The organism is Alkalibacillus silvisoli (genome assembly GCF_039521975.1).
Taxonomy (GTDB): domain Bacteria; phylum Bacillota; class Bacilli; order Bacillales; family Alkalibacillaceae; genus Alkalibacillus; species Alkalibacillus silvisoli.
Window position 1 is genome coordinate 327,124 of record NZ_BAAACZ010000009.1, and the last position, 23,929, is coordinate 351,052.

Below are 23,929 nucleotides of genomic sequence, written 5' to 3' on the forward strand. Positions count from 1 at the left end.
TTTTATGAAAAAAGTTCGATTAGACACACTATTAGTGGAACAAGGATATTTTGATTCTAGAGAAAAAGCTAAACGTTCAATTATGGCAGGTTTAGTCTACACAGACCATGAACGCTTAGATAAACCCGGTGTTAAAGTCGATGAGACAATTAACATAATAGTCAAAGGAAAAGCTGTCCCATATGTAAGTAGGGGCGGCTTAAAGCTTGAGAAGGCAATTAAAAGCTTTGACATTAATTTTCACGACCAATTAATTGTTGATATTGGTTCTTCTACCGGAGGATTTACTGATTGTGCATTACAGCATGGTGCTAAAGCAAGCTATGCTATAGATGTTGGATATAATCAACTAGACTGGAAATTACGACAAGACGACCGTGTAAATGTAATGGAACGCACAAATTTTCGTTATGTCACGAAAGCTGATTTTGAACATGGTCTTCCATCCATTGCGGTGACAGATGTCTCATTCATATCGTTAAGATTGATCTTCCCTGTAATTAAGGAAATTGTTACAACAAATGCTGATATAGTTGCTTTAATTAAGCCGCAATTCGAGGCTGGTAGAGAACAAGTCGGTAAAAAAGGCATTGTTCGTGATCGTTCTGTACACAAACAGGTTGTTCTTAATTTATTGCAATTTTTCAAAGAAGAAGGCTTTGTCGTTGAAAACCTTGACTATTCTCCCATAACAGGTGGGGATGGTAATATTGAATTTTTAGTTCATGCTAAATGGCTTAATGGTGAAGGGAAAGTTATGATGGAGGATCAGAGGATAAATGATGTCATCGAACGAGCGCATCGTGATTTTAATAAGTAGATTAACTTAGAAGTTGGTGGAATGGTGAAAAAAACACAACGTTTATTGAAAATTCGGGACTTAATTTACAAATTTGATATCGAAACTCAAGATGAACTTGTTCAAAAGTTTCACGATTTAGGTTACGATGTAACACAAGCAACGATCTCTCGCGATATTAAAGAATTACAATTAGTCAAAGTTCCAACAAATAATGGAACATATAAATACAGTTTACCTGGTGATACGAAAGTGAACCCAACTGAGAAGTTACAAAGAACTTTATTAGAAAGCTTTGTTTCTATTGACCGTGCTGATCACTTTATTGTATTGAAAACAGTTCCAGGTAATGCTCAAGCTGTTGGAGTATTAATTGATCAGTTAGACTGGGAAGATATTATGGGAAGCATTTGTGGTGATGATACTTGTTTAATTATTTGCCGAACACCTGTACATAGTGAAGAAGTGTATGGTGAATTTATGAAAATGCTATAAATACTGAGGTGGCCATCGTGTTAGCACAAATATCCATTAAAAACTTTGCAATTATTGATGAAATATCATTGAACTTTAGTGAAGGATTAACTGTTTTAACTGGTGAAACCGGAGCAGGAAAATCAATTATTATTGATGCTATACAACTGTTAGCAGGTGCGCGTGCATCAGTAGACTTTGTTAGACATAATGCTGAAAAAGCATCAATTGAAGGATTATTTTTTATTGATGATACCAAACATAGTGCTTATTCAGTAATGGAGCAGTTTGACCTCCCACTAGATAAAGAAGAAGGCAGTATCGTCATAGAACGACACATTACATCAAAAGGAAAAAGTATTTGTAAAGTTAATGGGAAGTTAATTACTCTAGCTGTATTAAAAGAGTTAGGCACTCAACTCATTGATATACATAGCCAACATGAGACACAATCACTCATGAACCCTGAACGTCATATTGAATTGTTGGATTTCTTTGAGCATGAAGAATTGGAACAGTCAAAGGAACATTACCATGAATTGTATAAGCATTTGTTATCACTAAAGAAAAGGTATGAAGAATTGTCTAATAATGAACAAGAAATTGCACAAAGAATGGACTTATTAAAATTCCAATACAATGAGTTAAATGACTCTCAATTACAACCGGGTGAAGACGAACGATTAGAAGAAGAAAGAAGTCATTTAATGAATTATGAGCGTATTTACGAAGGTTTGAATACGACTTATGAATCGTTATCTGCAGAAAATCATGCATTAGACTTCTTAGGCCATGCGATGAGCGCACTAGAGCAGTTAGAGGATGTCGACCATGACTTTGAAGAATTATCTAAGCAGTTAAAGTCCAATTATTATACGTTAGAGGAACTCTCGTTTGACATTCGTAATCGATTAGACCAATTAGAGTATCAGCCTAATCGATTAGATGAAATTGAAACCAGACTTTTTGAGATTAATCGTTTGAAACGAAAGTATGGAAAAGAGGTAGACGATTTAATTAAGCATATGGCTAAAATGGAAGAAGAGTTAGAACAACTCGAAAACAAAGATAGTCATCTACAATCACTTGAACATGAAATAAAAGAAGCAGAAAAAGATGCTTTAACTGAGGCTGATCATCTTCATAAATTAAGGACAAAAATTGCAGAAAAGCTAACTATCGCAATCCAACAAGAGCTTAAGGATTTATATTTAGAAAAAGCTAAATTCGATGTGCAATTTAATACACAAGAAGGTCATATAAATTGGAAAAATCGTAATATTAAATTGTTGAAACAAGGATTAGACCTTATTCAATTTTTAATAACAACAAACCCTGGTGAACCGATGAAATCACTCCATAAAGTGGCTTCCGGTGGTGAAATATCAAGAATAATGTTAGCTATTAAAAGCATATTTTCAAAACACCAAGGAATTACAAGTGTGATCTTTGATGAAGTTGATACAGGTGTAAGTGGGCGTATTGCTCAGGCTATCGCTAAAAAGATTCACCGCATCTCGCATGAGTCTCAAGTTCTTTGTATCACACATTTACCACAAGTAGCAGCTATGGCTGATCATCATTACTTAATTGAAAAAGACGTATCTGGCCATACCAATACAACTGTTCAAAAACTCTCTGAAAAAGATTCAATTAATGAAGTTGGAAGAATGATTTCGGGTAATGAAGTAACTGAAACAACCTTTAAACATGCTCAAGAATTAATTGTACAAGCAGAAGAATTAAAAAGCTAAACACGCCAGACTTTTGGTGTTTAGCTTTTTTAATATAGCTAGTTACTCCTGATTAACTTTATACAAAAAAACTTAATCTAATCAAGGAAATGATAAACTAAATTGCATTTACTTTTATCGTTTAAAAACACCCTAAAAAGCTCAAATTAACGTTAAAGCTTCAATTATAAGAAGAAATGAGGAGTGTAACTTGATGAACCATTCACGATTAGCATTAAAACTGATTCTCCTTGTTTCGTTTGTTCTTCCATTCACTTTAACGTACCATGTTGCGGCTGAAACATTACAACCAGTCGAAGAAGTCATTCCAGGTGGGCAATCCATTGGTGTTAAGCTTCATACTTCTGGTGTAGTTGTTGTAGGATTCAGCCCCGTTTCTTCTGAGGATGGAGAGGTATCACCTGCTGAGGAGACAGGTGTTGAAATAGGCGATATTATTTTACAGATTAATCAGCATAAAATAGAGGATATGCAAGCTTTTACGAAATTAATTCAAAAATATGAATCAGATGATACCCCAATCGAATTGTTAATTAAACGAGAAGAGCACATTTTCCCGTTAACCATAAAACCTGCCTCGGATGAACAGGAAGATGTGTATAAGTTAGGGATGTTTATTCGCGACGCAACAGCTGGTATTGGTACAATGACTTTTTATGATCCTCAATCTAAGCGTTACGGCGCTTTAGGCCATGTTATTACTGACCAACAAACAAAAAAGCCTTTAGATATATATAACGGTAAAATTGTACCGTCTAGAATAACTTCGATCAATAAAGGTGAAAGTGGTGCCCCAGGCGAGAAAAGAGCTCGATTCTCCATGGATGATCAAGGCTTAGGAACAATTCAAAAGAATACAGATTATGGTATTTTTGGTAAGTTAGAAGAAGATTCTATATTTTTAGATAACCACGTTGATCCTTTGCCAGTCGCACAACCTCACGAAGTTAAAGAGGGAGAAGCAACAATTTTGACAGTGGTTGAAGATGATACAGTAAAAGAATTTGAAATTGAAATTGTTAGTAGTGTACCTTCACAAAATCCTGAAACAAAAGGGATGGTTATCCAAATTACAGATGAAGAATTATTAAATGCATCTGGTGGTATTGTACAAGGAATGAGTGGAAGCCCGATTATTCAAAATGGAAAGCTTATAGGTGCAGTTACGCATGTATTTTTAAATGATCCAACGAGTGGTTATGGTGTGCATATTGAGTGGATGCTAAATGAAGCAGGATTAAAAATAAAAGAAGATGACGACATGGAACAAGCTAGTTAAATTAAAGCCCAGTACTTTATAAAGTATTGGGCTTTTTGTTTGTGTACGTGTCGAATATTACAATTTGCTGTAGAACCTTTCGTATAAACGAATAAAAATGATAAATGATTAAAAATTTTAAGAATTTAAAAAGGAGTTTAATTGTATATGTCGAAATGGTTAATTGTGGGTCAAGCGGACAATTATATTCAGGAGGGAATATTATGGGAAAATTGAAGTTAGGAATTGCTGATGACAATCGAGAGTTAGTCTCAATGTTGGAGGATCATTTTTCTGAAGAGGAAGAAATGGAGGTCGTTGGAACGGCTTATAATGGAAATGACTGTTTAAATATGGTCCAAGAACAACAGCCAGATATTTTAATCTTAGATATTATTATGCCTCATATTGATGGTTTAGCAGTTTTAGAAAAGCTACGTGATATGTCATTGGATCAAACACCAAAAGTGATTATGTTAACAGCGTTTGGTCATGAATCAGTGACGAAAAAAGCTGTAGAGTTAGGCGCTACATATTATATGTTGAAGCCTTTTGATTTAGATATGTTAAAAGACCAAGTGCTGATGGTTGCAGGTTCCAAGCAAGTCTCTCCAATACAACAAGGAATAGAAGGAAGAAAGCCACAGAAAGTTGACCTAGATGCCAATATTACTTCAATCATTCATGAAGTTGGAGTCCCAGCGCATATTAAAGGTTATTTATATTTAAGAGAAGCAATTTCTATGGTATATCATGATATTGAATTATTAGGATCTATAACGAAAGTACTATATCCAGATATTGCAAAAAAATATAATACAACAGCCTCCCGTGTTGAGCGAGCAATTCGCCACGCTATCGAAGTTGCTTGGAATCGTGGTAACATCGATTCATTATCGGCAATTTTTGGATACACTGTAAGCGTTTCAAAAGCAAAACCAACAAATAGTGAATTTATTGCAATGATTGCTGATAAGCTACGTTTAGAGCACAAAGTTAGTTAACTTTTGTTTTTGACAGTTAACGAAAATGACTGTGACTATTAGATGTCACGGTCATTTTTTTGTTTTTATAAAAGCTCTATACACCTTTATTGGCTAGAGTGTCCTTCTTAAAAGAGTTCATCATTTAAATAATTTTTGCGAGTTTCCCGCTTTTATTTTCTCTCTTTTATGTTAAAATAATGACTATTGAAAAAACATGATAATAGTGGTGATAATATGAAAGTAGCAAAATTTGGAGGAAGTTCTGTAGCTGATAGTTCGATGCTTGAACAAGTAGCGAGTATTATTGAATCAGATCAAGACCGTAAATTCATTGTCGTATCAGCACCTGGTAAGAGGTACGGTGAAGATGTGAAAGTAACTGACCTTTTTATCCAACTTGCTGAACAATATGACAGTGGTCAAAATTACGAAGAAACTTTATTTAAGATTTCACAACGCTTTTTGTCTATTACTGAAGAGTTAGATTTATCAAAAGACATTGTCGGTCGAATTGAAAATGAATCTCGACGTTTATTAAGAGAAACAACAAATTCTTCACACCTTATGGATGCTTTAAAAGCAATGGGTGAAGATTCATTAGCTCGTATTTTAAGCGCCTACCTTAATAAGAGAGGCACTAAAGCTACATACGTGAACCCGAAGGATGCAGGCGTTATTGTTAATTCGGAACCTTTAGGTGCTCAAATTTTAGAGAAAAGCTATGAGAAAATTTATCAATTGAGAAACCGAGAAGGTGTTGTAGTGATTCCTGGCTTTTTTGGCTACACGGAATCAGGTGTTTTAACAACTTTCCCACGTGGTGGTTCTGATATTTCTGGGTCAATTATTGCAGCAGGTGTTAAAGCTGATTTATATGAAAACTTTACAGATGTTAACTCTGTGTATTGTGTCAACCCTAAAATTGTTGATAAACCTAAAGAAATTCATACATTGACTTATAAAGAAATGCGTGAATTATCTTATGCAGGCTTTTCAGTTTTCCATGATGAAGCGCTAATTCCTGCATTTAAGAAAAATATTCCTGTCTGTATTAAAAATACAAAAGATCCAAATTGTAAAGGAACAATGATTGTAGCTAATAAAAAAGACAATGGACAACCTGTAGTGGGAATTGCTAGTGATGAAGGATTCTCATCAATTTATGTTAGTAAATATTTAATGAATAGAGAAATTGGGTTTGGTCAAAGATTATTAAGTATTTTGGTTGAAGAAAATATTTCATTTGAACATGCGCCCTCAGGGATTGATGATATGTCAGTCATTATCCGGACTGAAGATTTGAAGAGTGATAAAGAAGAGGTATTAATCAACCGCATTAAAAATGAATTGCAAGTTGATACAGTAGATATTATTCATGGCTTAGCGATGATTATGTTAGTGGGTGAAGGGATGAGTAATCGATTAACTGTAGCTTCGAAAGCAACGAAGGCTTTTGCAGAGGCAGATGTCAATATCGAAATGATCAACCAGGGCTCATCAGAAGTTTCGATGATGTTTGGAATTCATGAACATAATATAAAAGCAGCTGTTAAGTCATTATATAGAGAATTTTTTCACTAAATAATCACGATTTAGATGCAATAAGCTTAAAAAAGCGAGCACAATGCTCGCTTTTTTGTTTTCGATTATTTGGTTCGATTTCGCTTTCGATCTCGGTGCAATATAAATCCGCCGATGAACCCAATTCCAATTATAATGAATATAACCCCAGCAAATAATTGGATTAATACATTATTGAAAAATATTGCAGCTGCCTCACCAAAGAAAGAATCCCTTATAAGCTTAATCCCATAAGCCGCTAGAACCCCTGGTAACACCATTATTAATAAAGCAATTAACCTAATCATATATTTCTCTCCTTATTTACCCTTTGTAGTATACCAAATTTATTCCGAATAAAAAATATGAAAAAAACTTGCATATCTAAAACGCTTTCATTATGATGGAAGTATGCAAAAACTTGCAAATGTAGGTGTATAACTATGCAAAATGTGCTAATAGTCGGAGCTGGCCAGGGTGGAACAGCAATATTAAAGCTTTTCGAACAAGTTGACATGATTAATGTGCAAGCAGTTGCAGACATTGATCACCAAGCACCAGGTGTAAAGCTTTCAAGATTAAAAGAAATTAATACTTATGAGTCTTATATAGATGCTTTAGAAGAGCCGATTGATATTATTGTTGAAACAACGGGCAAAGAAGAAGTGTTCAATGACCTAAAAAAACATAAAAAGAAACGTGCTGTGCTCATTCCTGGAACAGTTGCTCACATCATTTATAATTTATTAAATGAAAAAGAAGAGTTACTCGAACGACTTAAGAAAGAAACGGACTCTCGAGAATTACTCTTAAATTCAATTCATGACGGTATGATTGTAATTGGTTTAGATCATCAGATTACATACGTTAATGAAGCTTGTGAAAACATTCTAGATTTAAATAAAAACGAAATGGTTGGACATTTGATAACGGAAATTATTCCAGATTCACATTTGCCAAATGTCATGAAAACTCATAAGAAAGAACTCAACCAATCATTAAATTTAAATAATGGTAAACGGATCATAACAACTAGAATTCCTTTATTAACTGAGTCAGGGGAATTGCTAGGAGCTTTTGCTGTTTTTAAAGATATTACAGAAGTTGTTGATTTAGCAGAAGAAATTACCGATCTGAAAAATATACAAAATATGCTTGAGGCTATAATTCAGTCTAGTGAAGAGGCTATTTCAGTAGTAGATGAAGACGGACGTGGCTTGTTAATTAACCCTGCTTATACGAAAATAACTGGACTTACAGAAAATGATGTCATTGGTAAACCTGCAACAGCAGATATCTCTGAAGGGGAAAGTATGCATATGCAGGTACTTGAAACGAGAAGACCAGTTAGAGGAGCTAGAATGAAGGTAGGTCCATTAAAAAGAGACGTCCTCGTTAATGCAGCTCCTATTTTAGTTGATGGTGTTTTAAAAGGTAGTGTGGGGATCATTCACGACCTTTCAGAAATCGAATCATTAACATCTGAGCTTAAGAAAGCAAGGCAGATTATTCGAAATTTAGAAGCAAAGTATACGTTTGATGATATTATTGCTAAATCAACTGAAATGAAATTAACATTAGAACAAGCAAAAGTTGGAGCAAAAACACCAGTAACTGTACTTTTAAGAGGAGAATCAGGGACTGGAAAAGAATTGATTGCTCACGCGATTCATAATGAAAGCGACAGGAAACATTATAAGTTTATAAGAGTGAACTGCGCTTCTATGGAAGAAGATAATTTAGAAAAAATGCTATTTGGTGAAGAATCAGGCCCGCCGGAGAAACAAAGAGGTATATTTGAAGAAGCTAACAATGGCTCGGTCTTTTTAGATGAAATAGGTGATCTATCTTTACATTTACAAGCAAGGGTATTGCATGTATTGGAAAATCAAGAAGTGCTTCGTGTAGGAGGGCAAGACCCGATTCCTGTCAACGTAAGGGCGATTGCAGCAACGAATGTTAACCTTGAAAGAGCGATGATGGAAAAAGAATTTAGAGAAGATTTGTTTTATCGCTTAAATCGACTACCGGTTATGATTGCACCTTTAAAAGAGCGAAAAGAAGATTTAAAACCATTAATCAGTCATCTTATAACAAAGTTAAACGAAGATTTCGGACGTAATGTTAAAGGTGTTAATGAGCAAGCTATAACGTATTTGAATGAATATGATTTTCCTGGAAATGTAAGAGAGTTAGAAAATATTCTCGGGCGTGCCATGATCAGTATGGAACAATATGAAAATTTTATAAGTGAGAAACATTTGCCTCCACTTAGAAAGCATTCACTCGATGAATTAGACTTGGTTAATGAGCCAAAGAAGACTGATGTTATTCCGCTACAAGATGCATTAGATGAATTTGAAAAACAACTCATAATAGAGACGCTTGGGAAGAATAATTATATTAAATCGAAAACAGCGAAACAATTAAACATATCGTTAAGAAATTTGTATTACAAAATGGAGAAGCATAATCTCAGCAAAGAAGGCTGAACAGGACGAAACTAGACAACATGAAGGTGAGAAAAATAATGAATTTAGATCAATTAGTTAATGATCTCTGTCAAATGGAAGAGAAGAAAACTGTTGCAGTAGCAGAAGCAACAAATGTAGAAACATTAAAAGCGATAAAGGAGGGGGTAGAACGGGACTTAGCAGCGTTTAAACTTTTTGGTAATATGGAACAAATTCAAGAAGCAGCCGATGAAATTGATTTAAACCTTAATCAAGAAAGGATTACATTACACCATGCTACTTCAATAGAAAATGCCGTTGATAAAGCGGTTATGTCTGTTTCTGAAGAGCGCTCAGATGTATTAATGAAAGGTAATGTAGCAACCAAGGTTGTTTTAAAGGCAGTTTTAAAGAAAAATTCTGGTTTAAGAAATGGAAGGGTTCTGTCACACGTTGCTTTATTTGAATTACCAGAACGTGATGGCTTGTTGTTTTTAACGGATGCAGGGATGAATATTGCGCCTAATTTAGAAGAGAAAGTTCAGATTATCCAGAACGCAGTGGATGTGGCTAATCGAATGGGTTATGATAACCCTAAAGTTGCCCCTTTAGCAGCGGTTGAAATTGTCAACCCAGCAATGCAAGCTTCAATTGATGCTGCTGTATTGTCTCAAATGCAAAAACGTGGACAAATTTCAGGTTGTACTGTAGATGGTCCTTTAGCATTTGATAATGCAATATCACTAGATGCAAAAAAAGAAAAAAATATACATTCAGATGTTGCCGGAAACGCTGATATTCTAGTATGTCCATATATAGAAGTTGGTAATACTCTTTATAAGTCATTCACATATTTTGCGAATGCTAAAGTTGCCGGTATTATTAGCGGGGCTAAAGCACCTATTGTGTTAACTTCACGTGCTGACACAGCAGAAAGTAAAATTTATTCACTAGCGTTTGCGTTAACATCATCTTAATTTAGGGAGGAATATGAAATGGAATTATTTACGTATATGGAAGAGTATGATTACGAGCAAGTTGTATTTTGCCAAGACAAAAATTCTGGATTAAAAGCAATTATCGCACTACATGATACAACATTAGGTCCTGCATTAGGTGGAACAAGAATGTGGACTTATGATTCTGAGGAAGAAGCTGTTGTTGATGCTTTAAGATTAGCAAAAGGTATGACTTACAAAAACGCTGCAGCTGGTCTGAATTTAGGTGGTGGAAAGACGGTTATAATTGGTGATCCTAAAAAAGACAAAAACCCTGAATTGTTCAGAGCGTTTGGCCGTTATATTCAAGGACTGAACGGTCGCTATATTACAGCAGAAGATGTAGGGACAACAGAACATGATATGGACTATATTTACATGGAGACGGATTATGTAACAGGTATTTCACCTGAATTTGGTTCATCAGGAAACCCATCTCCAGCTACAGCTTATGGTATGTATCGTGGGATGAAAGCAGCAGCTAAAGAAGCTTTTGGTTCTGATTCATTAGAAGGAAAGACAATTGCCGTACAAGGTGTAGGTAATGTCGCTTACCACATGTGTAAACATTTACATGAAGAAGGCGCTAAGCTAATTGTTACAGATATTAATAAAGAGTCAGTAGAGCGTGCTGTAGAAGATTTTGGTGCTCAAGCAGTTGACCCAGATGATATTTACTCTGTAGATTGTGACATTTATGCACCGTGTGCTTTAGGTGCTACTATTAACGATGAAACAATTCCTCAACTAAAAGCAAAAGCGATTGCAGGGTCTGCTAATAACCAGCTGGCTGAAGATAGACATGGTCAAATATTACATGAGTCAGGTATTGTATATGCACCAGATTACGTAATCAACTCTGGTGGTGTTATTAACGTAGCGGATGAATTAAATGGCTATAATAAAGAACGTGCATTTAAACAAATTGATTCAATTTATGATAGCTTAAGTAAAATCTTTGAAATTTCTAAACGCGACAACATCTCGACACATATTGCTGCTGATCGTATGGCTGAAGAACGTATCGCAAGTGTTCGTAATACAAGAAGTACGTTCTTACAAAATGAACACAGCATTATCTCAAGAAGAAAATAAATGGAGGCTTCATCAAGAATATGGACTATCGTGTATTAGTGATCAACCCAGGGTCAACTTCAACGAAAATCGCAGTATTTGAAAATGATCATTGTTTATTTGAACAAACCATTCGTCATCAAACAGAAGATCTTAGTCAATTTTCTAATATTATTGAGCAGTATCAATTTAGAAAAGATGTCATTCTAGAAGCATTGGATTATGAAGGGTTTAATATATCTAAATTAGATGCTGTTTGTGGGCGTGGTGGCTTATTAAAACCTATTGAAGGTGGAACTTATGCAGTCAATGAAGCTATGCTCCATGACTTAAAGGAAGGCTATTACGGTGAACATGCATCTAACTTGGGCGGCATTTTAGCCCATGAGATTGCCAATAATGTTAATATACCAGCTTATATTGTTGATCCAGTTGTGGTGGATGAGTTAGATGATATCGCCAGAATTTCTGGTATACCACAATTACCAAGGAAAAGTATTTTTCATGCATTAAATCAAAAGGCTGTTGCAAGAAGAGCCGCTCAGTCTATAGACCTAACTTATGAGAAAAGCAATTTAATTGTCTGTCATATGGGCGGTGGGATAACGGTTGGAGCACATCATCAAGGTAAAGTAATCGATGTTAATAACGGATTGAATGGTGAAGGACCTTTTTCACCAGAGCGAGCAGGAACCATTCCAGCAGGTCAATTAGTAGATTTATGCTTTTCAACTGTTTATACAAAAGAACAAGTTCACAAAATGTTAGTTGGTAATGGTGGATTAGTCGCTTATTTAGATACTAACGATGCTTTAGAAGTTGAGAAACGAATTGAACAAGGTGATCAGGAAGCAAAACACATATACGACGCTATGGCTTATCAAATCGCTAAAGAGATTGGCAGTATAAGTACCGTGTTACAAGGTAATGTCGATGCTATTGTCTTAACAGGTGGTCTTTGTTACGGTCAAGAATTTGTTAAGGAAATTACCAAACGCATTGACTGGATCGCAGACATACTAACATTACCTGGTGAAAATGAATTAGAGGCATTAGCTGAAGGTACGATTCGAGTACTTAATGAGGAAGAAGAAGCAAAGCAGTACCATTCAATGCCTAATAGAAAGGAGTTTTAAATATGGCAAAAGAATACGATATTGCCATACTTGGCGGTGGCACAGGTGGATATGTCGCTGCTATACGAGCTAGTCAACTCGGATTAAAAGTTGCAATCGTTGAAAAAGGACAACTAGGTGGAACATGCTTACATAGAGGGTGTATCCCGTCCAAGTCACTTTTAAGAAGTGCTGAGGTTTACCAGCAGACACAAAATGCTCTAAATTATGGTGTAGAAACAGATAACACAAAACTAAACTTCCTGAAAGTCCAAGAACGTAAGCAAGAAATTATCAACCAACTGCATCAAGGCGTTCAAGGTTTAATGAAAAAAGGAAAGATTGATGTTTTTGAAGGTCATGGTCGTATTTTAGGTCCTAGTATTTTCTCACCTACTGCAGGCACAATTTCTGTTGAAATGAACAATGGTGAGGAAAATGAGATGATCCTACCTAAAAATGTAATTGTTGCAACTGGCTCAAAACCTAAGTCTTTACCTAGTCTAGATGTTGATGGTGAATTAGTTATGACATCAGATGAAGCACTGCAAATGGACCATTTACCAAAATCAATTGTAATTGTTGGTGGTGGAGTTATCGGAATTGAATGGGCATCGATGTTAAGTGATTTTGGTGTTGAAGTTACCGTTGTAGAGTTTATGGATCAAATTCTACCTACTGAAGATAAAGATGTTGTTAAAGAAGCTGAAAAAGCGCTTAAGAATAAAGGGATTAACATTGTCACAAGTGCCAAGGTACTTCCTGATTCTCTAGAGAAAAATAACGGGATCAAGATTGATGCTGAGGTTAATGGTGAAAAGCAAACATTTGAAGCAGAAAGAATGTTAGTTTCGGTAGGAAGAGCGCCAATTGTTGATAACATTGGATTAGAAAACACGGATATTGTTGTTGAAAATGGTGCGATTAAAGTTAACCAAAACAATCAAACGAAAGAGTCACACATTTATGCAATTGGTGATGTTATAGGTGGTATGCAATTAGCACACGTTGCTTCGCATGAAGGTATTTTAGCTGTTGAGCATATAGCGAATGAAAATCCAGAACCAATTAACTACAACCATGTGGCATCATGTATTTATTCAAATCCAGAAATAGCTAGTGTTGGTTTAACTGAAAAGCAAGCAATTGACCAAGGCTATGATGTGAAGGTCGGTAAATTCCCATTCCAAGCAGTTGGTAAAGCATTAGTTCATGGTGAAAAAGAAGGGTTTACAAAAATCATCACGAATAAAGATAATGAAGACTTATTAGGTGTTCATATGATCGGACCGCACGTGACTGACATGATTTCAGAAGCAGGCTTAGCAATGGTGTTAGATGCGACAGCTTGGGAAATTGGAGAATCAATACATCCACACCCAACCTTATCTGAAGTCATTGGAGAGGCAGCTTTAGCTGTTGATGGTAAACAAATTCACGGATAATTAAAGGGAGGTAATACACATGAGTAAAGTAGAAAATCGCCACCACGATTTAGGTTTATCTGATGAACAAGTGCTAGATATTTACCGGACAATGCTTCTAGCACGTAAAATTGATGAGAGAATGTGGTTATTAAACCGTGCAGGAAAGATTCCATTTGTTATTTCATGTCAAGGACAAGAAGCGGCACAAGTTGGAGCAAGTTATGCACTAAACCGTGACAAAGACTATGCTGCACCATATTATCGTGATTTAGGCGTTGTTTTAGCGTTTGGAATGACAACGAGAGAATTGTTTTTAGCTGCGTTTGCTAAAGCTGAAGACCCAAACTCAGGTGGACGTCAGATGCCTGGACACTTTGGGCAGAAGAAAAACAGAATTTTAACTGGCTCTTCACCAGTTACAACACAGCTTCCACACGCTGTGGGGGTAGCACTTGCTGCTAAAATGGAAAATAAAGAAATCGCTTCGTTTGTTACATTAGGTGAAGGCTCTTCTAACCAAGGTGATTTCCACGAAGGTCTTAATTTTGCTGGGGTTCATAAATTACCTGTTATTACAATGGTTGAAAATAATAAATATGCTATTTCAGTACCATTAGAGCGTCAAGTAGCAAGTAAGTCCGTTGCAGACCGCGGGGTTGCTTATGGTATGCCTGGTCACCAAGTTAATGGTAATGATCCATTAGAAGTGTATAAAGTTGTTAAAGAAGCACATGAAAGAGCGATGAACGGTGAAGGACCTACATTAATCGAAGCAATGACTGAACGATTAACGGCTCACTCAAGTGATGATAATGATAAAGCTTACCGCACAGAAGAGGAACTTGAAGAAATGAAAAAGAAAGATAATTTACTTTCATTTGCTCAATATTTAAGAGATGTAGGTGTGTTAACAGAAGAGAAAGAAGAGGCGCTAAAGAAAGAGCTTGATGATGAAATTAATAAGGCGACAGATGAAGCGGAAAATGCACCTTACGCTGAACCAGAAGATGCACTTAAGTATGTGTATGCTGAAGAGGGAGGGGAATAATTATGGCAGTAATGTCTTATATTCAAGCAGTAACAAAGGCAATGCAAGAAGAGATGGAACGTGATGATAAAGTTTTTGTGCTGGGTGAAGATGTTGGTAAAAAAGGTGGCGTCTTTAAAGCGACAGATGGATTATACGATCAATTTGGTGATGCGAGAGTATTAGATACACCCTTAACAGAATCTGCAATTGCAGGTGTTGGTATTGGTGCTGCGATGTATGGTATGCGCCCTATTGCAGAAATGCAGTTTGCTGACTTTATTATGCCAGCAGTTAACCAAATCATATCAGAAGCCTCACGTATTCGTTATCGCTCAAATAATGATTGGCATTGTCCAATGGTTATTCGTGCTCCTTATGGGGGTGGCGTTCACGGTGCATTATACCACTCGCAGTCTGTAGAAGCTGTCTTTGCTAATCAGCCTGGTTTAAAGATTGTGATTCCATCAACACCTTATGATGCTAAAGGTTTACTTAAAGCAGCGATCCGTGATGAAGACCCTGTTTTATTCTTTGAACATAAACGTGCTTACCGACTTATTAAAGGTGAAGTACCAGATGATGATTATGTATTACCAATTGGTAAGGCTGATGTAAAACGTGAAGGTGATGATATTACGGTCATTACTTACGGCTTAGGTATACATTTCGCATTAGAAGCAGCTGAAAAACTATCTGAAGAAGGTATCTCGGCTCATATTTTAGATTTACGTACCGTATATCCATTAGACCAAGAGGCAATTATTGAAGCAGCGAAGAAAACAGGTAAAGTATTGCTTGTAACAGAAGATAATAAAGAAGGTAGTATTATGAGTGAAGTTTCAGCCATCATTTCTGAAAACTGTCTGTTTGATTTAGATTCTCCTGTTAAAAGACTTGCTGGGCCTGATGTACCGGCTATGCCGTATGCTCCAACAATGGAGAAATATTTCATGATTAACCCAGATAAAGTAGAGAAAGCAATGCGTGACTTAGCTGAATTTTAAAAGTAATTGACTTGGCACAAAAAGGAGGTAAACAGGAATGGCAGTCGAAAAAGTGACAATGCCTCAGTTAGGTGAAAGTGTAACTGAAGGTACGATTAGTTCATGGTTAGTCAAAGAGGGTGACCATGTCAATAAGTACGACCCGATTGCAGAAGTTATGACAGATAAAGTAAATGCTGAAGTCCCATCTTCTTTTACAGGAACTATTAAAGAACTGGTTGCTCAAGAAGGTGACACGATTGAAGTTGGTGGATTGATCTGTCATATGGAAACAGAAGGTGGAGGAGAAGAAGCTAAAGATGAAGCGCCTTCTAATAAAGAAGAAACAACCTCTTCACCTTCAAAAGAAGTAAGTGATGACCAACCGATGAAAAAGCGCTACTCACCAGCCGTTCTAAAGCTGGCACAAGAAAATGACATCGACCTTAACCAAGTAGACGGCTCTGGTAAAGGTGGTCGCATTACACGTAAAGATGTAGAGAAGATTATTGCCTCTGGTAAAATTCCACAAGCACAAGAGACGCCTAAAAAAGAGCAAGCTCAATCAGAACAACCAAAAGAATCAGCGCAACAGGCTCCAAAGAGTGCACCATCTAGCCAACCTGCTGCAAGTGCACAACCAGGAGATGTTGAGATCCCTGTTTCAGGTGTTCGTAAAGCTATTGCTCAAAACATGGTTAAATCGAAAACAGAAATTCCTCATGCGTGGATGACTGTTGAAGTTGACGTTACGAATTTAGTTAAGTTCCGTGACAGTAAGAAAAATGAATTTAAGCAACAAGAAGGTTATTCATTAACTTATTTTGCTTTCTTCGTGAAAGCTGTTGCACAAGCGCTAAAAGAGTACCCCGAGCTTAATAGCATGTGGGCAGGAGATAAGATCATCCAAAAGAAAGACATAAACTTATCAATTGCTGTTGCTAGCGATGATCAATTATTTGTTCCTGTTATTAAACATGCTGATGATAAGAGTGTTAAAGGAATTGCCAAAGACATTGTTGAATTAGCAACAAAAGCTCGTGATGGCAAGCTAACGAATGACGATATGCAAGGTGGAACGTTTACAGTAAACAATACAGGCTCATTTGGCTCAGTACAATCTATGGGTGTTATTAACCACCCACAAGCAGCGATTTTACAAGTAGAATCCATTGTCAAACGTCCTGTTTATATTGATGGTATGTTTGCTCCACGTGATATGGTTAATTTATGTCTATCCTTAGACCACCGTGTGTTAGACGGATTAATTTGCGGTAACTTCTTACAACGTGTGAAAGAAATTTTAGAAAATATGTCAGAAGAAAATACATCTATTTATTAATATTTAGATCATAAAGGCTGTCTCATACCACAATAATGATGAGTAGAGGCAGCTTTTTTATTTATATCCGCTGCACACAATTTGAAACAAGTCTGAAATGTTGATAATATTAGTATTGGTAATATTAAATATAAAGGAGCCATATGCCATGGATTTTAACATTTATATGCAAGATTTCGTTAATCAAGCAAGAACAGAAATTACAGAAGCAGGCTATGAAGAATTAACAACGCCAGAAGAAGTAGATCAAGCTTTTTCTCGTAAAGGGACTACCCTAGTTGCGGTTAACTCAATTTGTGGTTGTGCTGGTGGTGTTGCTCGTCCTGCAGCAGCAAATGCTGTTCATTACGATTACCGCCCAGACCATTTAGTAACTGTCTTTGCAGGTCAAGACCGCGAAGCAACAGAACAAGCAAGAGGATATTTTGAAGGTTTTCCACCATCTTCACCATCATTTGCTCTTATGAAGGATGGTAAAATTGTAACAATGGTTGAGCGTCATGAAGTTGAAAGCTCAACTCCAGTAGAGGTTGTACAACAACTACAAAAAATCTTCGATGAACATTGTGAAGAATTCTAATTTTTAGAAAGGTGGCGTCATACCACCTTTTTTCTTTTATGGTTTAACAATCATAATTTTTCTTATAAACATGGTTATTACAGATTATAGACGGGTAAATTATGGTATATTGAATACATAATAATCTAGAAAGAGGATGATCGATGTTTAAAGTCGGTTCAAGGACGATTAAAACGGCTATTGGAGCACCTGTGTCGATTATTGTTGCACTAGCTTTAGATTTAGATAATGCGATTTCCGCTGGTATTTTAACAATTCTATGTATACAAGTGACTAGACAGCGGTCGTTAGAAACTGCTTGGTATCGGTTTTATGCTTGTTTAATAGGAATTGCAGTCGCGGGTATTTTATTTGAATTAATTGGATATAACCCGTTAGTCATTGGCTTAGTTTTACTTGTGTTTATTCCAATAACTGTGCAGTTAGGTATAACAGAAGGGATTATAACCAGTACTGTTATTATTCTTCATTTATACGGTGAAGGAGCAATGTCTGGGGCAATTGTTGTGAATGAAATTGTTTTATTATCAGTTGGTTTAGGTGTCGCTTTAATTTTAAATATGTATATGCCAAGTTTAGATACTGAATTGAAGAAAATCAGAGACGAACTAGAAGAAAACTTTTCTAAAATCTTAGGTGAAATTGCCAATTACTTAAAGACAGGAGATTATTATTGGTCAGGTCATGAAATAACAGAAACTGCTAGATTAATTGAAGAAGCAAATGAATTAGCATCAAGAGATGTTGAAAATCACCTACTTAGAAGGCATCATCCGTTTTATCATTATTTCCATATGAGGGAGAAACAGTTTGATATTTTAGAGCGTATGTTGCCACTCATTAGCCGGATTGATGCCACAGATGATGAGTATAATTATATCGGTGAGCTGTTTGAAGACCTAGCAGATCATGTGCACCCAGGAAATACAGCTGTTAAATATTTAGAAAAGTTAAACCACATTAGAAAGAAATTCAATAAGGAAAGCTTACCTAATGATCGTGAGATGTTTGAAAAAAGGGCTAACCTTTATTTGTTGTTGAATGAAATAGAGCAGTACCTTATTTTAAAGCGGTCTTATAAAAAGAGTGATATTTAAATGGAGTGAACCAGGTTATATTCTTGGTTCACTTTTTGATAGAATCATCTATAAGGAAAAATGATCATTGGTCTAAGAGTGATATAATAATTGTTAAGCAATTGGGAGGTTTATTGGTTTATTATGCAAATTAGAGAAATTGAAGCAAAAGACAATAAAACAATAGAACAAATTATTAAACGTTCATTGGAATCATGTGATTTAAATATTCCAGGAACAGCTTATTTTGACCCTCAACTGAGTAATTTAACCCAATATTATAATCTGCTTCCTAATGCAAAGTATTGGGTTTTGGTGAATGATCGAGATGAAGTAGTTGGTGGTGTAGGTATTGGACCATTTGGGGAAAAGAAAGAGATTTGTGAGTTACAAAAGTTATACATTAAACGTGAATATCAAGGTTTTGGTTTGTCCAAGAAGTTGATGGAAGAAGCGCTTAACTTCGCTAAAGAACATTATACATATTGTTATATTGAAACAATGAATCAACTTCAAACAGCTAATCAGCTTTACATTAAATTTAATTTCAAACAACTCACAAACCCGCTAGAAGGATCAGAGCATAATGCAATGGATACGTGGTTTATCAAAGAGCTTTCATAAATAGGGTATTTAGATAAATTTATGTACTAACTCCCGTTTTAAAAATCATACTTGACCTATTATCATTGATTGTTCATTTTGTATATCGATTTGCATAACTGCTCGCAACAAACGCTTCAGGCTTAATTTTAGGTTCCGCACCATAAGACTCAATTCGAGCGACCATTTCATTGATAAACATATTGGTTTTATTACGCTTTCCTGCGCCTATATCAATATGTCCTTCAATAGTAAAACTAGCACCACGATCGATGTGGGGTAATACCATTTCATACATCGCATCTTTGCGTTCTTGGGTGAACATAGTGAAGACGTCTTCAGAAAGGGATGTTTCATATGAGATCTTTTGATGTAAGTTGGTTATTTTCTGAGGGAATTTAACTTTTCTTAGACATGCCCATGCTCCTTTTCCCTCGTTTTGAATGACAATCCCAGTAATAAAAGTTGTTTGGCTTTTATGGACTTGTGAATCCGTTCCAATCATCAGTTTATAATTTCCACCTGGGTCTATGCGTATGAAATTCTTTATATGGTCAAATACCTGTTCAAACGTCATGTTCTTCTCTTTTAAATTTTTGAACGTATAGTTCAGTACTCGATAATGTAACATGACAACCCTCCATTTTCTTTCGTCTTAAGCGTTTGTCTAATATTATTATATTTTAAATTTATTTTATTATTATGGATAAAATGGTTGGGCTTTGCACTTGTGATGGTTGGTTTTACGTACAGTAAAAGAGATAGAATTAGAGACGAAATATTTAGGTGCTTATTGAAGTACCCGGAATAGGTGATCAACAGCAGATGACTTTTAAAGATGCTGAAAAAAATTAAGCATCAAATTGTTTTTCAATTCAATGCTTAATCCACAATGACTATTTAATTAACATACGATTTAATGCTCTTGTGGCATCGTTACTGATTTGGTCGCTTACAGTAATTGGATTGACTGGCTCACCATTTTTAAGTGAATCAAGGCACCATGCTAGGTGAGGCAAATCAATTCGATTCATTGTTAAACAAGGGCACATGTGTGGGTTTAATGAAATGATATGTTGATCAGGGTTCTCTTTAATAAGCCTCTTTACCAGGTTCATTTCTGTTCCGATTGCCCATTCGCTACCGGCTGGTGAATTTTCGATCGTTTCAATAATATGACGAGTTGAGCCTGAATCATCAGATAATGCTACAACCTCACGTTTACACTCAGGGTGTACAATTATGTTCATATTGGGATGTTTAGCTCTAACTTCATAGACATTAGGTACAGTGAAATTTTCATGTACAGAACAATGCCCTTTCCATAGAATAACTTTTAAATCATCTAAGTCCCCTTCATAATTTAATGTCTCTAAAATAGGATCCCAAACTGCCATTTCTTCTAAAGGAATGCCGAGGTTATAGGCTGTATTTCTTCCTAAGTGTTGATCAGGTAAAAATAAGATCTTCTCCTTACGTTCAAAAGCCCATTTCATCATGTCTTTTGCGTTAGAAGAAGTAATCGTTGCCCCCCCATGCTTACCAACAAAAGCTTTAATAGCGGCAGTTGAATTCACATAAGTAATCGGGATCATCGTACCTTTAACTAATTGAGTTAGTTGATCCCATGCCACTTCAGTTTGATTAATATTAGCCATATCCGCCATTGAACAGCCAGCACGCATGTCTGGTAAGTAAACGTGTTGATCATGATCTGTGAGAATGTCTGCTGTTTCTGCCATAAAATGAACGCCACAAAAGACAATATGTTTAGCTGTAGTACTGGCTGACTTTTGAGCTAATTCTAATGAATCTCCTCGTGCATCTGCAAATTCGATGACCTCATCTTTTTGATAATGGTGACCGGGTATAAACAATTGATCTCCTAAAGTGTCCTTTGCCCTTTGAATTAATTGTCTTAATTCATCTTCGTTCATGTTTTTATATTTCTCAGGGATTTTCGATACAGATTGCTCTATTTGTTGTAATAAGGACATTACAGTACACGCTCCTTTTCAAATTGATGATTGGCACTAAAATCTAATGATTCAATTTGATGGGTTAAACAGCCCATTGAAATAACATCAACATTTAAACTTCGATATTGTGGTAGCTCTTGAATGTTAACCCCTCCTGAGAGCTCAATTGTGATGTCTCTTGGAATTAGTTGAATGAGTTTATAAAGTTCAGAGATTTCTATGTTATCAAGCATAATCACATCAACATTTGATTCAACAGCTTCAACCACTTGCTGTTCATGTTCTGCTTCAACTTCAATTTTGACCATATGACCTATGTTTTCACGAATCCGCTTAACAGCTTCTTTAACTGACCCAACAAAGGAAATGTGATTGTCTTTAATCAATACAGCATCATCTAAGCGCAGGCGGTGATTAATTCCACCACCGACTCTTACGGCATATTTTTCTAGCATTCTTAACCCTGGTGTCGTTTTACGTGTATCTGAGATTTTAGTATGATCATGGTTTAAAGCTTTGACGGCTCTGTTTGTTTTGGTTGCAATACCAGAAAGTCGTTGAATCAGATTTAATACGACTCGTTCACCTTTTAATAATGTATTAACTGATCCTTCTATATAAGCAATTTCTTGATTCTGTGAAATACTTTCGCCATCTTGAACAAGTAAAGAAACGTTAGCATTTTCATCTAAAATTTTATAGCCTAATTTGATTATAGATTCACCACAAAAAATACCAGCTTCTTTAGACTGAATCGTCAGTGTACCGCGCTCTTGTTCGTTAAATAAATAATCTGTTGTCACATCTAAATCTCCAAAGTCTTCTATAAAAAAATCTTTTAACATTTGCTCAAGCTTAAATTTGTTCAACATATTCCCCTCTTTCTAAGTGCGTGTGTTTTAAAGCTATATTAGAACCAACCATATGATGGCATCCAAGGCTTTCTGTTCGTATTAAAGCAGCCGTTGTGATGAGGTTCGCCATTTTGTATGCGACAAATCTGTTAAATGTTTCTATATTAACTTCAACTAGATTGCTAGAATTAAGTAATAAGTTTAACCAATCATGCTGCTTCTTTAACTGTTCAAATTCCCTTATAATGCCGACGTTCTCCATCATAGAGTTTTTGAGTTTATATAAGGGAGGAAGTTCAGGTACTTGATTTTTCTCTATAGTTGACAGTGTGATCTCTTCATCTATTAAAGGTTGATTGTTTAAATGGTTAGCTAATTCCTGCCCCATAACGAGTCCTTCTAATAGTGAGTTGCTCGCTAAACGATTAGCCCCATGAAGACCAGTGTTAGCCACTTCACCAATACAGTAAAGTCTATTAATATTTGTTTCTCCTTTAATATTTGTTACGACCCCACCAATCATAAAATGAGCACCTGGACTAATCGGAATCAACCCGCTTTCTATATCAATGCCATACTCAGTGCACAGTTTACTAATTGAAGGAAAACGTGTTTGAAACTGATTTATATTAGCAACTGATAAATAAACATCGTTCCCAATTAACTTATTGTTATAAATCGTCTGAGCTACTATATGCCTTGGTGCTAAGTCTTTTAGAGGGTGAATGCTATCCATGATCGGTTTTCCATTTTGGTTGACTAGTATTGCACCTTCTCCACGAACAGCTTCAGAAATTAATCCATATGTTTCATCGTTTAAATAAAGTAATGTCGGATGAAATTGGATGAATTCTAAATCAGAAACGACAGCACCGACTTGGTGAGCCAACACAACACCATCACCTAATGCGTGAGAACTATTGGATGTATATTCATAAATTGAACCACATCCCCCTGTTGCTAAAACAGTGTGGCTTGCTGTAATGGTATAAAATTGTTCGTTTGAATCGATCAATTGAGCGCCATAACATTCATTTGATTCAGGATTGGCTAACAATCGATAGATGACATTATTTTCAGGTAAGCGTAATAGAATCATCCAATTGATTGATTAGCGAATTTATTAAGTGTTTTCCTGTCGCATCTCCACCAGCGTGCACGATTCTTCGTTGTTGATGTGCGCCTTCTTTCCCTAAGATCAGTTGTTGGTTTATATGATCAAAAATTACGCCATCATTAATCAACTGTTTAATAATATTTGGTGCTTTCTTTGTGACATAATTCACAATGAATGGCAAATTAAAATATTCTCCGGCTTTAAGTGTGTCATAAGCGTGATCATAGACGTGATCTGATTCACTGATGGCAGCGGCAATACCACCTTGTGCTAAATAAGAATTACTATTCGTTATTTTACCTTTAGTTACAATGGTTACGTCATAATGTTGGTTTAACTTCGTTGCAAGTTGGAGGGCGGCAATCCCACTACCAATAATGAGGATGTCTGTCTTTAACATCATTCACCTCTAAGTATACATGTGTCTTGACACCTATATTTACATATTATTAAATAAATAGCAAGAG

Annotated in this window: 23 protein-coding genes; 17 read left to right on the top strand and 6 right to left on the bottom strand. The window is 35.9% G+C overall.

All coding sequences use genetic code 11. From position 1 onward, the window contains the following. The first annotated feature begins 4 nt into the window (after positions 1–4). From ABDZ63_RS05865 to ABDZ63_RS05890, 6 genes are all read left to right on the top strand, one after another. Positions 5–820 carry a TlyA family RNA methyltransferase gene (locus ABDZ63_RS05865; RefSeq protein WP_343782382.1) on the top strand — a complete coding sequence of 272 codons (816 nt, stop codon included), beginning with the start codon at positions 5–7 and terminating at the stop codon, positions 818–820. 24 nt (positions 821–844) lie between these two features. Continuing rightward, positions 845–1,294 carry a transcriptional regulator AhrC/ArgR gene (ahrC, locus tag ABDZ63_RS05870; protein WP_343782652.1) on the top strand — a complete coding sequence of 150 codons (450 nt, stop codon included), beginning with the start codon at positions 845–847 and terminating at the stop codon, positions 1,292–1,294. A 17-nt stretch (positions 1,295–1,311) separates the two neighbouring features. Then, a complete protein-coding gene (gene recN / locus ABDZ63_RS05875; RefSeq protein ID WP_343782383.1) occupies positions 1,312–3,027 on the top strand; it encodes a DNA repair protein RecN in 1,716 nt (571 codons plus the stop codon). Positions 3,028–3,220: 193 nt separating this feature from the next. Continuing rightward, entirely contained in the window at positions 3,221–4,306 is a 1,086-nt protein-coding gene (spoIVB, locus tag ABDZ63_RS05880; protein ID WP_343782384.1) for a SpoIVB peptidase, read from the top strand. Positions 4,307–4,509: 203 nt separating this feature from the next. Further along, positions 4,510–5,289, top strand: a complete 780-nt coding sequence (spo0A, locus tag ABDZ63_RS05885; RefSeq protein ID WP_343782385.1) for a sporulation transcription factor Spo0A — start codon at positions 4,510–4,512, stop codon at positions 5,287–5,289. Positions 5,290–5,505: 216 nt separating this feature from the next. Continuing rightward, the gene (locus ABDZ63_RS05890; RefSeq protein WP_343782386.1) at positions 5,506–6,852 is read left to right on the top strand and encodes an aspartate kinase; all 1,347 of its coding nucleotides are present in this window, start codon (positions 5,506–5,508) and stop codon (positions 6,850–6,852) included. A 65-nt stretch (positions 6,853–6,917) separates the two neighbouring features. Here ABDZ63_RS05890 and ABDZ63_RS05895 read toward each other — a convergent pair whose 3' ends face one another. After that, entirely contained in the window at positions 6,918–7,139 is a 222-nt protein-coding gene (locus ABDZ63_RS05895) for a DUF2627 family protein (protein WP_343782387.1), read from the bottom strand. Positions 7,140–7,274: 135 nt separating this feature from the next. Between ABDZ63_RS05895 and ABDZ63_RS05900 the strand changes: the two genes are divergently transcribed. From ABDZ63_RS05900 to ABDZ63_RS05950, 11 genes are all read left to right on the top strand, one after another. After that, entirely contained in the window at positions 7,275–9,323 is a 2,049-nt protein-coding gene (locus ABDZ63_RS05900) for a sigma 54-interacting transcriptional regulator (protein ID WP_343782389.1), read from the top strand. A 38-nt stretch (positions 9,324–9,361) separates the two neighbouring features. Continuing rightward, positions 9,362–10,261, top strand: coding sequence for a phosphate butyryltransferase (gene yqiS / locus ABDZ63_RS05905; RefSeq protein ID WP_343782391.1), 900 nt, complete (start codon positions 9,362–9,364; stop codon positions 10,259–10,261). Between the two features lie 18 nt (positions 10,262–10,279). Further along, positions 10,280–11,377 carry a Leu/Phe/Val dehydrogenase gene (locus tag ABDZ63_RS05910; protein ID WP_343782392.1) on the top strand — a complete coding sequence of 366 codons (1,098 nt, stop codon included), beginning with the start codon at positions 10,280–10,282 and terminating at the stop codon, positions 11,375–11,377. A 20-nt stretch (positions 11,378–11,397) separates the two neighbouring features. Continuing rightward, positions 11,398–12,492: a butyrate kinase gene (gene buk / locus ABDZ63_RS05915; protein ID WP_343782393.1), complete on the top strand. Its 1,095-nt coding sequence runs from the start codon at positions 11,398–11,400 to the stop codon at positions 12,490–12,492. A gap of 2 nt (positions 12,493–12,494) precedes the next feature. Continuing rightward, positions 12,495–13,916 carry a dihydrolipoyl dehydrogenase gene (gene lpdA / locus ABDZ63_RS05920; RefSeq protein ID WP_343782394.1) on the top strand — a complete coding sequence of 474 codons (1,422 nt, stop codon included), beginning with the start codon at positions 12,495–12,497 and terminating at the stop codon, positions 13,914–13,916. A 19-nt stretch (positions 13,917–13,935) separates the two neighbouring features. After that, on the top strand, positions 13,936–14,946 hold the full coding sequence (locus ABDZ63_RS05925) for a thiamine pyrophosphate-dependent dehydrogenase E1 component subunit alpha (RefSeq protein ID WP_343782395.1): 1,011 nt from the start codon (positions 13,936–13,938) through the stop codon (positions 14,944–14,946). 2 nt (positions 14,947–14,948) lie between these two features. Then, on the top strand, positions 14,949–15,932 hold the full coding sequence (locus ABDZ63_RS05930; RefSeq protein ID WP_343782396.1) for an alpha-ketoacid dehydrogenase subunit beta: 984 nt from the start codon (positions 14,949–14,951) through the stop codon (positions 15,930–15,932). 37 nt (positions 15,933–15,969) lie between these two features. Further along, positions 15,970–17,253, top strand: coding sequence for a dihydrolipoamide acetyltransferase family protein (locus ABDZ63_RS05935; RefSeq protein ID WP_343782397.1), 1,284 nt, complete (start codon positions 15,970–15,972; stop codon positions 17,251–17,253). Between the two features lie 148 nt (positions 17,254–17,401). Continuing rightward, the gene (locus ABDZ63_RS05940; RefSeq protein ID WP_343782398.1) at positions 17,402–17,833 is read left to right on the top strand and encodes a BrxA/BrxB family bacilliredoxin; all 432 of its coding nucleotides are present in this window, start codon (positions 17,402–17,404) and stop codon (positions 17,831–17,833) included. 143 nt (positions 17,834–17,976) lie between these two features. After that, a complete protein-coding gene (locus ABDZ63_RS05945; RefSeq protein WP_343782399.1) occupies positions 17,977–18,930 on the top strand; it encodes an aromatic acid exporter family protein in 954 nt (317 codons plus the stop codon). A gap of 123 nt (positions 18,931–19,053) precedes the next feature. Then, positions 19,054–19,533 (top strand): GNAT family N-acetyltransferase, encoded by a 480-nt coding sequence (locus tag ABDZ63_RS05950; protein ID WP_343782400.1) that lies wholly within the window; start codon positions 19,054–19,056, stop codon positions 19,531–19,533. A 73-nt stretch (positions 19,534–19,606) separates the two neighbouring features. Here ABDZ63_RS05950 and ABDZ63_RS05955 read toward each other — a convergent pair whose 3' ends face one another. The 5 genes from ABDZ63_RS05955 to ABDZ63_RS05975 all read right to left on the bottom strand — a co-directional run bounded on the left by ABDZ63_RS05955 (position 19,607) and on the right by ABDZ63_RS05975 (position 23,862). Continuing rightward, complete coding sequence (locus tag ABDZ63_RS05955) at positions 19,607–20,143, bottom strand: ribonuclease H-like YkuK family protein (protein WP_343782401.1); 537 nt, start codon at positions 20,141–20,143, stop codon at positions 19,607–19,609. 265 nt (positions 20,144–20,408) lie between these two features. Beyond that, the gene (gene nadA / locus ABDZ63_RS05960) at positions 20,409–21,509 is read right to left on the bottom strand and encodes a quinolinate synthase NadA (RefSeq protein WP_343782403.1); all 1,101 of its coding nucleotides are present in this window, start codon (positions 21,507–21,509) and stop codon (positions 20,409–20,411) included. Next, the gene (gene nadC / locus ABDZ63_RS05965) at positions 21,509–22,360 is read right to left on the bottom strand and encodes a carboxylating nicotinate-nucleotide diphosphorylase (RefSeq protein ID WP_343782405.1); all 852 of its coding nucleotides are present in this window, start codon (positions 22,358–22,360) and stop codon (positions 21,509–21,511) included. The genes nadA and nadC overlap by 1 nt, the downstream gene beginning before the upstream one ends. Continuing rightward, the gene (locus ABDZ63_RS05970) at positions 22,347–23,444 is read right to left on the bottom strand and encodes an FAD-binding protein (RefSeq protein WP_343782406.1); all 1,098 of its coding nucleotides are present in this window, start codon (positions 23,442–23,444) and stop codon (positions 22,347–22,349) included. The genes nadC and ABDZ63_RS05970 overlap by 14 nt, the downstream gene beginning before the upstream one ends. Beyond that, positions 23,422–23,862, bottom strand: a complete 441-nt coding sequence (locus ABDZ63_RS05975; RefSeq protein WP_343782408.1) for an FAD-binding protein — start codon at positions 23,860–23,862, stop codon at positions 23,422–23,424. The genes ABDZ63_RS05970 and ABDZ63_RS05975 overlap by 23 nt, the downstream gene beginning before the upstream one ends. Positions 23,863–23,929 lie beyond the last annotated feature (67 nt).